The organism is Mycobacterium sp. TH-M82, assembly GCF_057473605.1.
In genome coordinates this window covers 1-11,024 of record NZ_JBYCKY010000438.1, presented here as the reverse complement: position 1 = coordinate 11,024, position 11,024 = coordinate 1, and the positions used below count along the sequence as shown (strand labels likewise).

At 68.5% G+C, this 11,024-nt stretch carries 11 protein-coding genes; 7 read left to right on the top strand and 4 right to left on the bottom strand.

Annotated elements, in window-relative coordinates:
- Window positions 1-50 precede the first annotated feature (50 nt).
- Together AC2VON_RS13555 and AC2VON_RS13550 are read left to right on the top strand one after the other, a co-directional pair.
- Window positions 51-302 (top strand): type II toxin-antitoxin system RelE family toxin, encoded by a 252-nt coding sequence (locus AC2VON_RS13555; protein WP_486953431.1) that lies wholly within the window; start codon window positions 51-53, stop codon window positions 300-302.
- Window positions 303-431: 129 nt separating this feature from the next.
- On the top strand, window positions 432-1,532 hold the full coding sequence (locus AC2VON_RS13550; RefSeq protein ID WP_486953430.1) for a ferritin-like domain-containing protein: 1,101 nt from the start codon (window positions 432-434) through the stop codon (window positions 1,530-1,532).
- 31 nt (window positions 1,533-1,563) lie between these two features.
- Here the strand turns inward: AC2VON_RS13550 and AC2VON_RS13545 are convergent, their stop codons facing one another.
- Together AC2VON_RS13545 and AC2VON_RS13540 are read right to left on the bottom strand one after the other, a co-directional pair.
- Window positions 1,564-2,313 carry a hypothetical protein gene (locus AC2VON_RS13545; RefSeq protein WP_486953429.1) on the bottom strand — a complete coding sequence of 250 codons (750 nt, stop codon included), beginning with the start codon at window positions 2,311-2,313 and terminating at the stop codon, window positions 1,564-1,566.
- Between the two features lie 66 nt (window positions 2,314-2,379).
- Entirely contained in the window at window positions 2,380-2,712 is a 333-nt protein-coding gene (locus AC2VON_RS13540) for a hypothetical protein (protein ID WP_486953428.1), read from the bottom strand.
- A gap of 246 nt (window positions 2,713-2,958) precedes the next feature.
- Between AC2VON_RS13540 and AC2VON_RS13535 the strand changes: the two genes are divergently transcribed.
- Window positions 2,959-5,571: a LuxR C-terminal-related transcriptional regulator gene (locus AC2VON_RS13535; protein ID WP_486953427.1), complete on the top strand. Its 2,613-nt coding sequence runs from the start codon at window positions 2,959-2,961 to the stop codon at window positions 5,569-5,571.
- Window positions 5,572-5,618: 47 nt separating this feature from the next.
- Here the strand turns inward: AC2VON_RS13535 and AC2VON_RS13530 are convergent, their stop codons facing one another.
- On the bottom strand, window positions 5,619-5,909 hold the full coding sequence (locus tag AC2VON_RS13530; RefSeq protein WP_486953426.1) for a WhiB family transcriptional regulator: 291 nt from the start codon (window positions 5,907-5,909) through the stop codon (window positions 5,619-5,621).
- Between the two features lie 360 nt (window positions 5,910-6,269).
- Between AC2VON_RS13530 and AC2VON_RS13525 the strand changes: the two genes are divergently transcribed.
- A complete protein-coding gene (locus AC2VON_RS13525) occupies window positions 6,270-7,085 on the top strand; it encodes a hypothetical protein (protein WP_486953425.1) in 816 nt (271 codons plus the stop codon).
- A 6-nt stretch (window positions 7,086-7,091) separates the two neighbouring features.
- Here the strand turns inward: AC2VON_RS13525 and AC2VON_RS13520 are convergent, their stop codons facing one another.
- Window positions 7,092-7,496, bottom strand: a complete 405-nt coding sequence (locus AC2VON_RS13520; RefSeq protein ID WP_486953424.1) for a DUF5319 domain-containing protein — start codon at window positions 7,494-7,496, stop codon at window positions 7,092-7,094.
- A 131-nt stretch (window positions 7,497-7,627) separates the two neighbouring features.
- Between AC2VON_RS13520 and guaB the strand changes: the two genes are divergently transcribed.
- From guaB to AC2VON_RS13505, 3 genes are all read left to right on the top strand, one after another.
- Complete coding sequence (guaB, locus tag AC2VON_RS13515) at window positions 7,628-9,202, top strand: IMP dehydrogenase (RefSeq protein WP_486953423.1); 1,575 nt, start codon at window positions 7,628-7,630, stop codon at window positions 9,200-9,202.
- Window positions 9,203-9,306: 104 nt separating this feature from the next.
- The gene (locus AC2VON_RS13510; protein ID WP_486953422.1) at window positions 9,307-10,443 is read left to right on the top strand and encodes a GuaB3 family IMP dehydrogenase-related protein; all 1,137 of its coding nucleotides are present in this window, start codon (window positions 9,307-9,309) and stop codon (window positions 10,441-10,443) included.
- Window positions 10,444-10,527: 84 nt separating this feature from the next.
- The coding region (locus tag AC2VON_RS13505) for an FAD-dependent oxidoreductase (RefSeq protein WP_486953421.1) at window positions 10,528-11,024 on the top strand (497 nt) is incomplete at its 3' end.

Genomic DNA, 11,024 nt, shown 5'->3' with positions numbered 1-11,024 from the left:
GCGGAGATGCTCGATGAGCTCGGTGTCGACGCGGACGCGTTCGCGGCCGGATGAGGATCTCGTTCCACCCTGACGTACTCAAGCAGTTGCAGCGACTCCCCCGTGGCGAGTTGGAAGCAGCGTTGCAGGCGGTCATAGGTCTGTCCCACGATCCGCGACCGGTCAAGGCGAAGAAACTGGTTGGGAGTCAGCGTGATTGGCGTATACGGTTGGGACAATATCGGGTGGTGTACTCCACCGACGACGCTGCCGGCGAAGTAATAGTGTTCAACGTGGCCAAGCGCAGCGACGCCTATCGGTGAGACGTGGCGTTAGATCGGCGGCCTGTTCGGCGGCTTCGATGGTGACAGAGTTGACAGGCTGCCGCACGCGGTGCACTGTGATAATCATCATATGACCACCGGTCACACCGGGCAGAGAGGTGGCAACTCATGACCACGAAGGACAAGTACACAGATGTGCCCACACCGTACTCGTGGGAGGTTCCCTGCGTCGGCGACGCGCGCTTCACCTGGGAGTACGACGAGGGGCGCGCCCGGCTCCTTTCCCTGTACCAGAAAGGAAAGGACAAGCAGTGGGATGCCCAGTCGCGCATCGACTGGGCACAAGACGTCGACCCGAAGAACCCGGTCGGGCTGCCCGACGAGTTCCACCCGCTGTTCGGCAGCCCGATGTGGGAGGCCGCAGACGAATCACGGCGCTCCGAGATGCGCCGGCACTCGCAGTCCTGGCAGTTCTCGCAATTCCTGCACGGCGAGCAGGGGGCGATGGTGTGCGCGGCCAAGATCGTCGATGTGGTCCCGGACCTGGACGCGAAATTCTACGCGGCCACCCAGACCATGGACGAGGCTCGGCACGTCGAAGCGTTCGCGCGGTTCCTGCAGGAGAAGGTCGGCCTGGTCTACCCGATCAACAAGCACCTCACCGCGCTGCTGGACGACACCCTGCGCGACTCGCGCTGGGACATGCCCTACCTCGGCATGCAGGTCCTCATCGAAGGGCTCGCGCTGGCCGCCTTCGGGGTGCTGCGTGACATGGCTCCGCCGGACTCGCTGGCCAAGCAATTGCTGGCCTACGTCATGCAGGACGAGGCCCGGCACGTCGCCTTCGGCCGAATCTCGCTGAAGGATTACTACCGCGCGCTGACCAAGGCCGAGCGGGACGAGCGTGAAGAGTTTGTCGTGGACGCCTGCTACCTGATGCGCGACCGGTTCCGCGGCGAGGAGGTTTTCGAGACGCTCGGCCTCGACGTGCAAGAGTGTGCCGACTGGGTCGACAACTCGCCGCTGATGATCCAATTCCGTTCGCACCTGTTCAGCCGGATCGTGCCGATCGTCAAGGACATCGGGTTGTGGGGCGACAAGGTGCAGAAGGCCTTCAAGGACATGGGTGTCCTCGACATGGCCGGCTTCGACATTGAGGCGCTGATGAAGGCCGACGAGGATCAGGCCGACGCACTGGACAAGGCACACGCCGAGATGGCCGACCGGGCACTGGAGGTGGACCAGGTGATCGCGGCGGGCGCGAGTTGACCCTGAGCTAACTCGCGGGCTGCCGACCGGGCTATAGGCGGGCCACGGTCCGGCTGTCTCGAACCGTGACGCTGAATCCTCGCGATTGCAGGCCAAGCCACTGCAGCTTGAGTCGCCACGACCACCATGCGCCGGACGTGTAGCCCACACATGACGCACACAGGAACATCCAGCCTGGCCAGCCAGGGAACCGCGACACGGCGTGCAGCACCAGGCACGCCACGCAAGCGCCATCGAGGCCCAATGCGGTTAGGTAGATGTCGGCGACCACACGGCTAGGCGGAGAGCGTCGGACAATGGACAGCCCCCACATGAGATTGCCGATGATCCATGTGGCTGCTGCGCACAGGAGCAGCCAGTACGCCGGCGCAGTGTCGTCGTGGATCAAGTCGGGCACCGGGTGGTCGGGGGCGTACCTGAGGAACACGACGATGAGAACGGGGACCGCGACGGCGCCGGGGAGCAGGATTCGCCGCCGGAAAAACTGTCGCGGGTCGGGCAGATCGATACGGCCGATTGTGGCGTGCAGCAGCGCCGCGAGGCCGATCAGATACGTCAGGTGCCCAATCAGGTGCTCCAGTCCCCAGACTCTCGTGACCGCGTGCAGCGGCGCATCCCATAGCACGGCCACGAGCGGCGTGATCAACATGATGCCGGCGGTGAAGGCGATGACGGCGGTCGTCGTCGCACCCTCCCACTGGACCCGCCAGGTGGAGCGCCGCGTCCACAACGTGTAGGCGCTGAACAACGTGGTGGCGCAGACCAACAGCGTCAATGCCACTGGACACCTCCCGTGTGTCCCCAGATGATAGCGCCGGACCGATTCCGCAAGGTTACTCAAGGTCCATCACAACGGCGCGGCGTCCGGGCGCGGCCTGAGCTTAACCAGCTTGGTTGTCGCCGTCCTCCTGGTCGTCGACAGCAAAGGGCGCGGCTCCCGCAGGGCGTCCTCGGGAATGAACCCGAAGTCGACCTGGAGGGCGAGCGCGTCGAGCCCGAAGTACACGGCCAGCTGCGTCAGCTCCTCGAAGGTCGGGAAGTCGGACTTGCGTTTACGCTTCCCGAAGGTGCTCGTCGGCATGCCCAGCGCGCCGGCCATCTCGACGTCGGAGATGTCGCGATTCAGGGCGTATTCGAGAACCCGCCTGAGGTCGCGGCCCTCTCTGTTGGTGCGTGTCACGTGCTGATGGTAGCGTGTCCATCGATAGTGGCACAACCACTCGATATAGATCCGACAGCCTCTGTTTGTAGTTATAGATCTGTTCATAGGGATTTAATCTCTAAAACGGGACGCACTGTGCTACGGTCGGGCATGCCGATGCCCGAACACACGCCCAAAGCCGACAGGCTCCAGTCCCCGCAGCATGTGGGCCGAGAGACTGGGAGTGCGGGGCAGGGGTCCGAGGGGTCTGCACCGCGTTGGCCGATGGTGGCTCGCGACGCCGAGTTTCACCGGGCGTTGGCGGTGGTCGAGGGCGGCGCGCAGGTGCGCGGGGTCGCGCTGGTCGGCGAGAGCGGGGTCGGCAAGTCGACGCTGGCGCGTACTCTTGCCGAGGCCTTGCAGTCCAGCGGGCGGACAGTGCGGTTCGTGCTGGGCACCGCGCCCGGCCGCGCCGTCCCGTTGGGGGCCTTCTACCGGTCGGTGGCCATCGGTGAAGCACATGAACCTGCGGTGCTGCTCGCCGCCGCACACCGCGCGTTGGAGCAGGACGACAACCTGGTGCTGGTGGTGGACGACGCCCAGTTGCTCGACGCATTGTCGGCGACGTTGCTGCATCAACTCGCGCTCAGTGGCCGTTGCAGGTTGATCGTGGTGATCCGTGCCGATGGTGCCGATGGTGCCGATGGTGAGGTGCCCGACGCGGTGACCGCGCTGTGGAAGGAAGGGCTGGTGCTGCGGCTGAGGATCGAGGCGTTCACCCGGGCCCAGACCGGGGAGCTGGCCCGTGCTGTGCTCGGTGACGCGGTCGCGAGCCGTCTGGTCGATGAGCTGTATCGCCGGACCGCCGGCAACCCGCTGTTCCTTCGCGGCCTGCTGCTCGCCGGCCGTGAGAACGGTGTGCTGGCGCGGACCGAGTTGGGCTGGCAACTTCGCGGCCCGCTGCGCAGTGGCGACGAGCTTTATGACCTTCTGGATTTTCGGCTGCGGTCGTTGGCCCCCGAGGAACTGGAGGTCGTCGAGGTCCTCGCCGTCGCCGAGGTGCTGGACTGGGAGATTCTGCGCGAGGTCTGCGACAACGACGCGCTGGCATGCCTGGAGCGCCGAGGCCTGATTCAGCTCGTCGCCGACGGTTCGCTGCTGGTGGCGCGGCTGCAACACCCCGTCTTCGGTGAAGCGGCACTCCGGCGTGCCGGGGTGGTGCGGACCCGGCAGCTCAATAGCCTACTGGCCCAACAACTGCGGCAGCGTTTGGCGGCGATGGCACCGCGCACTGGGAGCCCGGATGTGCGCACCCTCATCCGGCTGGCCCAGTTCTTGGTGGGCAGCGATCTGCCCCCGGATCTCGACGTGATCATTGAGGCGGCGGCCAGCGCGGTCGCCATGTCGAACGTCGTCGCCGGCGAGGAGTTGGCCCGCTTTGCGTTCGACCGCGGTGGCGGCCTGGCGGCGGCGATGGTGTTGGCCGAGGCGATCAGTTGGCAGGACCGCGGCGCGGAGGCCGAGGCGGTGTTGGGCGCGTTCGGGCCCGACGGCGCCGATGAACTGCTCACCGAGCGATGGGGTTGTCTGCGCGCGGTGAATCTGTTCTGGAGCTGCGGGCGAGTCGATGCAGCCCGAGCGGTGCTGGCCGAGGTGAAGGACCGCGTCGAGTCCGCGGCCTCACCCGGTCTGGCCACCGCCATCGAGGCGACGTTCGCGTTCGCTTCCGGGGATCTGCCCACGGCGATCAGTACCGCGATGGCGGTGTGCGAGTCGCAGGTCGAGCCGGAGGCGACGGTGTGGGCAGCTTCGGCGGCGTCGTGGGCGTTGGCCCTGGCTGGGCGTTTCCCGGAGGCCGCCCGCATCGCTGACGCGGGGTGGCGGGCCGAGTCGGGGCTGTTGCGGTTCACGATCGGCCTGGCAGAGGTGATGGCGTTGACGGCCGAGGGTGATTTTCCGGCGGCCGATCGGGTCCGGCAACGCTGCACGGCGCTGACCGCGGGTGTGGCCCAAGCGGAGGCCTTCGCGAACTCGATGCTGGGAATCGTCAGCATGGCCCGCGGCGCGCTGGCTTCGGCGTGCGCGGCATTTCACGACTCGGTGTCGGTGATGTCGCAGGGTTTTCCGCCGGGTTGGTTGATGCTGGTGGCGGCCTGGTTGACGCAAGCCGAGGCCGGGCGGGGCGATTGCGCCGCCGCTGCCATCGCCCTGAAGGCGTGCGAAGACGCCAATGGGCCGCAGGTCGTCGTGTTCCTCCCCGAACTTGAGCTTGCCCGCGCCTGGGAGCGGGCGTCGGTCGGCCAGACCACCGCTGCTCAGGCGCACGCGCTGCGCGCTGCGCAGATCGCCCGGCGATCCGGGATGTGGGCCGTCGAGATGCGGGCGCTGCACACCGCTGTCCGGTTCGGCGACCGGTCGCGCGCCGCAAGGCTTGGGGAACTCGCCAGGTTGCTGGACACTCCGTTGGCGGGGGCCGTCGCCGCGCATGCCCGCGGCCTGGCCGACCGCGACGGCGACGTGCTCGATGCCGCGGCTGACCGGTTCGCCGAGTTGGGGGCGATAGCGCTGGTCGCCGACGCGGCAGCCCAGGCCGCGTGCGAACACGCGCGTACCGGGCACCGCCGCAAGGAGTTGGAGTCGTCGGCCCGGGCGCACTGGCTGGCCGGCCAGAGCGGACTGCGGACCCCGGCCACCGAGGCGGCCGCCCGGCCGCTGCCCATCACCGACCGGGAACGCGAGGTCGCCAGACTGGTCGCCGCCGGGTTATCCAACCGCCAGGTCGCCGATCGGCTGTCTGTCTCGATGCGAACGGTCGACGGGCACCTCTACCGCATCTTCGCCAAGCTCGACATCGAGCGCCGCGACCAGCTCACGCGCCTGGTGGGAATGGCCGGATGAGCCCCACGCCGAGAGCCCTAATAGCGCCCCAGGCGGTCATGCCGCCGTTAGACGCTCCGCCGCAGGTCGCGTTTGAGCAGTTCATAGCGCTCGGCCTCGGACATGCCGCCCCAGACCCCGTACGGCTCGCCGACCGTCAGCGCGTGAGCCCGGCACTGCGCCATCACCGGGCAGTTCCGGCAGAACTGCTTGGCGTGCCTCTCCCGTTGCGCGCGGGCTCGGCCGCGTTCCCCGTCGGGCGGGAAGAACACCGACGAATCGACGCCGCGGCAGGCACCGCGCAGTTGCCAATCCCAGCTGTCGGTCTTGCGGCTGGGCAGTTGATCAACCTCTGACATGTAAAACCCCCCTTTGAACGGTGATGCGAAGCAGGCCCGAGCGGTGTCGGCGACACCATGCTAGGGCCGAGCGGCAAACCGTTCCAACGTGATCGACGCTACCGCGAACCCTAACGGCGGTGGCTGAATTTCGCCTTACTTTTACCGCTGAGACACGCTTGCTACATCCCGTCGAGGGCCTGCGGTCATGTCGACGTCATGTCGACACGGAGTGCGCTGCAAATCACCAGTTCACTTCTGGCCGTGGCGAACTCACTTTTGTCCAAGACATCGTCGGATTAATACGGCTGTAACGCAGATACTACGAACTGTTAACTGACGTACTCCTCGCACCGACGGGTTGATAGCGTTCGCGCTGCCATGCTCACGCCCGAAAACGACGCTGTGCTCACCGCCGCCGCGTTCGGCAGCGAACCCGGCACCTGGCCGCTGCCGACCGCCGCCACGCCGCGCCAGCTGTGGCTGCGCGCGGTCGCCGCCGGCGGACAGGGCCGCTTCGCCACCGCCCGGGCCGACCTGGCGGCGCTGCTGGGCAACCCGCCGGCCGGGCCGCTGGCTCCGCTGGTTTCCCTGGCGCACAGCACGCGGGGCTCTTTCCTGCGCCAGCTGGGCTGGCACAGTCTGGCCCGTGGGTGCGACGGCCGGGCGCTGGCGCACGCCGGCGACGATCCCGGGGATCTCGAGGCCAGGGCCGACGCGCTGATCGGGCTGGCCGCCGACGCGCTCGGGGTCGGCCGTTTCGCGGCGTCGGCGGCGCTGCTGGCCCGCGCCGCCGAATTGCCGGATCCGGTCACCACGCCGGCACACCGGCTGGCGGTGCGGCGGGCCTGGGTGACCGCCGAGCTGGCGATGGCCACCGGCGACGGGGCGACCGCGGTCCGGCGGGCCGAGCAGGCCGAAGAACTGACCACGGGATCGGCCCGGCACCGGGTCAAAAGCGACATGGTGCTGGCCAGCGCGCTGTGCTGCGACGGCAACGTCGACAGGGCGCGGGCCGTGGCCGACGCGGCATTGGGCGCCGCCGAAGCGTTCGGCCTGGTGCCGCTGCAGTGGGCGCTGGCCAGCCTGCTGATCGACATCGGAAGCCCGACGCGCACCCTGCGGGAGATCCGCGACATCCGGGCCAGTCGCGCAGCGCTGGTGGGCCGCCGCGGCGGTGACTGGCGGCACGGTTGACGTGGGTCAGCGGTACCCGTCGGCCTCCGAGGTGGCGCCGTTGAGTGAGGCGTCGGCGTATCCGCGGCAGTAATCCCAGGTGACATAGGTCTCCGGCTCGGGGTCGTAGGCCGGCTCGTGCGGCCGGACGGTGCCGTCGACAAGCAATTGCAGCAGGTTGGCGCGCAGCATGTCCCAGTCGTGATAGTGGTCCTGGCGGCAGTCGTCGCAGCAGACCACCAGGCCGCGAATCCCCCTGGGCGACAACAGCGCTTCGTAGACTGCCAGGTCGGCCAGGTCTGCCTCGACGGCAGTCCGTTCCTGCGGGTCCAGCGGTGGCCCCGGCTCGACGTCGTCCAGGACGGCCGACGGGTCATGAGGGTCGTCTGCGAAGGGGTCGGGTGGCAAACCGGGTGGCAGATGGTCACGCACGCCCCTAAGGGTACGCAGTCCGTCCGACGTAACGCCAGCGGGCGGGGCGCAACGGACCCACCGCGCGGGGCGCGAGCGATTAGGATGGGCTTCTCACGCTTCTCAACCCGGCTGCGTAGTGGAGGCCCCCGATGACCCTTGGCTCTGCTGTCCCGCATCTCGGTGGCCTGCTCGACGAGGCGGCGGCGGCCGGCGGCTCCGATCCCGACAACCCGGGCAAGGTCGCGATGCTCGGGCTGACGTTCGACGACGTCCTGCTGCTGCCGGCGGCCTCCGACGTGGTGCCCGCCACCGCTGACACCTCCAGTCAGTTGACCAAGCGGATCCGGCTGAAGGTGCCGCTGGTCAGCTCGGCGATGGACACCGTCACCGAGGCGCGGATGGCGATCGCGATGGCCCGGGCCGGTGGCATGGGTGTGTTGCACCGCAACCTGCCGGTCACCGAGCAGGCCGGTCAGGTCGAGACGGTGAAACGCTCGGAGGCCGGGATGGTCACCGACCCGGTGACCTGCTCACCGGAGAACACCCTGGCCGAGGTGGACGCGCTGTGCGCCCGGTTCCGGATCTCGGGTCTGCCGGTCGTCGACAAGTCCGGTGCCCTGGTTGGCATCATCACCAACCGGGACATGCGCTTCGAGGTCGACCAGGACAAGCCGGTCGCCGAGGTGATGACCAAGGCGCCGCTGATCACCGCCCAGGTGGGGGTGTCCGCGGACGCCGCGCTGGGTTTGCTGCGCCGGTACAAGGTCGAGAAGCTGCCGATCGTCGACGGCCACGGCAAGCTGACCGGCCTGATCACCGTCAAGGACTTCGTCAAGACCGAACAGCATCCGCTGGCCACCAAGGACAGCGACGGCCGGCTGCTGGTGGGGGCCGCGGTCGGCGTCGGCGACGACGCGTGGGTGCGGGCGATGACGCTGGCTGACGCCGGAGTCGACGTGCTGGTCGTGGACACCGCGCACGCCCACAACCGGCTGGTGCTCGACATGGTCGGCAAACTCAAGGCCCAAGGGGGTGAGCGGGTCGAGGTGGTCGGCGGCAACGTCGCCACCCGGGCCGGGGCGGCAGCACTGGTCGACGCCGGCGCCGACGCCGTGAAGGTGGGCGTCGGCCCCGGATCGATCTGTACCACCCGGGTGGTGGCCGGCGTGGGCGCTCCGCAGATCACCGCGATCTTGGAAGCAGTTGCGGCGTGTCGTCCGCATGGCGTGCCGGTGATCGCCGACGGCGGGCTGCAGTACTCCGGCGACATCGCCAAGGCGCTGGCCGCCGGCGCGTCGACGGCGATGCTGGGGTCGCTGCTGGCCGGCACCGCCGAGGCGCCCGGCGAGCTGGTTTTCGTCAACGGCAAGCAGTTCAAGAGCTACCGCGGGATGGGGTCACTGGGCGCCATGCAAGGAAGGGGGTCTGCCGGGGGGAAAGCCACGTCGTACTCCAAGGACCGCTACTTCGCCGACGACGCGCTCTCCGAGGACAAGCTGGTGCCCGAGGGCATCGAGGGACGGGTGCCGTTCCGCGGCCCGCTGTCGACGGTGATCCACCAGCTCACCGGCGGGCTGCGGGCGGCGATGGGCTACACCGGCTCGCCCACCATCGAAGAGCTGCAGCAGGCGCAGTTCGTGCGGATCACCGCGGCCGGCTTGAAAGAGAGCCATCCGCACGACATCACGATGACCGTCGAAGCGCCCAACTACTACGTGCGCTGAGAAAACCGCGATGTATCTCCGCGCGTTGAGTCTGCCACCATGCAGGCGGCCACTCGCACTTTGTCTGCGTGACCGCAGTGTCAAGCAGAATTCAGGGGGCCCGCATGCGTGACACGGTCGAGATCGGCATGGGCCGCACGGCCCGTCGTACCTATGAACTCGACGACGTCAACATTGTGCCGTCGCGGCGCACCCGGTCGTCGAAAGATGTGTCGACGTGCTGGCAGCTGGACGCCTACCGGTTCGAGATCCCGGTCGTCGCGCACCCCACCGACGCGCTGGTGTCACCGCAGTTCGCCGTCGAACTGGGCCGGCTCGGCGGCCTCGGGGTGCTCAACGGCGAGGGGCTGATCGGCCGGCACGCCGACGTCGAAGCCAAGGTGGCCCAGGTCGTGGAGATGGCAGCCGCAGAGGCCTCCGAATCCGCGGCGATCCGGTTGCTGCAGCAACTGCACGCCGCGCCGCTGGATCCCGACCTGCTGGGGGCCGCGGTGGCGCGGGTCCGCGAAGCCGGGGTGACGACGGCGGTGCGGGTCAGTCCGCAGAACGCCCAGGCGCTCACCCCGGCGCTGGTCGCTGCCGGCATCGATCTGCTGGTGGTCCAGGGCAGCATCGTTTCCGCGGAACGGGTGGCCAGCAACGGCGAGCCGCTGAACCTCAAGACGTTCATCGCCGACCTCGACGTCCCGGTGGTGGCCGGCGGGGTGCTCGATCATCGCACCGCGCTGCACCTGATGCGCACCGGGGCGGCCGGGGTGATCGTCGGCTACGGCTCGACGTCCGGGGTGACCACCTCCGACGTGGTGCTGGGCATTTCCGTGCCGATGGCCACCGCGATCGCCGACGCGGCCGCGGCCCGTCGCGAGTACCTCGACGAGACGGGCGGCCGCTACGTGCATGTGCTGGCCGACGGGGACATCCACAGCTCCGGCGACCTGGCCAAGGCCATCGCCTGCGGCGCCGACGCGGTGGTGCTGGGCACGCCGCTGGCCGCCGCCGCCGAGGCGCTGGGTGACGGTTGGTTCTGGCCGGCCGCGGCCGCACACCCGTCGTTGCCGCGCGGGGCGCTGCTGCAGGTGGCCTTCGGTGAGCGGCCGTCGCTGGCCCAGGTGCTCACCGGGCCGTCCGACGACCCGTTCGGCTCGCTGAATCTGGTCGGCGGGCTGCGCCGGTCGATGGCCAAGGCCGGTTACTGCGATCTGAAGGAGTTCCAGAAGGTCGGCTTGGCCGTCGGGAGCTGACTTCCCGGCGCGAGCATGCGGAGAATCGCGTTACCGGGGGTGCATTCGTGCGAGTTTGCGCATGCTCGCCGTAGGCTGCTGACCATGCAGCCGGATTACGACGTTCTGATCGTCGGTTCGGGTTTCGGCGGTAGCGTCACCGCGCTGCGGCTGACCGAGAAGGGCTACCGGGTCGGGGTGCTGGAGGCTGGCCGGCGATTCGCCGACAGCGATTTCGCGAAGAACTCCTGGCATCTGCGGGAGTTCCTATGGGCGCCGAAGCTGGGTTGCTACGGCATCCAGCGAATTCACCTGCTACGCAACGTGATGATCCTGGCCGGCGCCGGGGTGGGCGGTGGCTCGCTGAACTATGCGAACACGCTGTACATTCCGCCGGCGCCGTTCTTCGCCGACAAGCAGTGGTCGCATATCACCGACTGGTACGCCGAGCTGATGCCGCACTACGACCAGGGGCAGCGGATGCTGGGGGTGGTTGCCAACCCGACGTTCACCGACGCCGACCGCATCGTCAAGGAGGTTGCCGACGAGATGGGCGTCGGCGACACGTTCGTGCCGACCCCGGTCGGGGTGTTCTTCGGCGC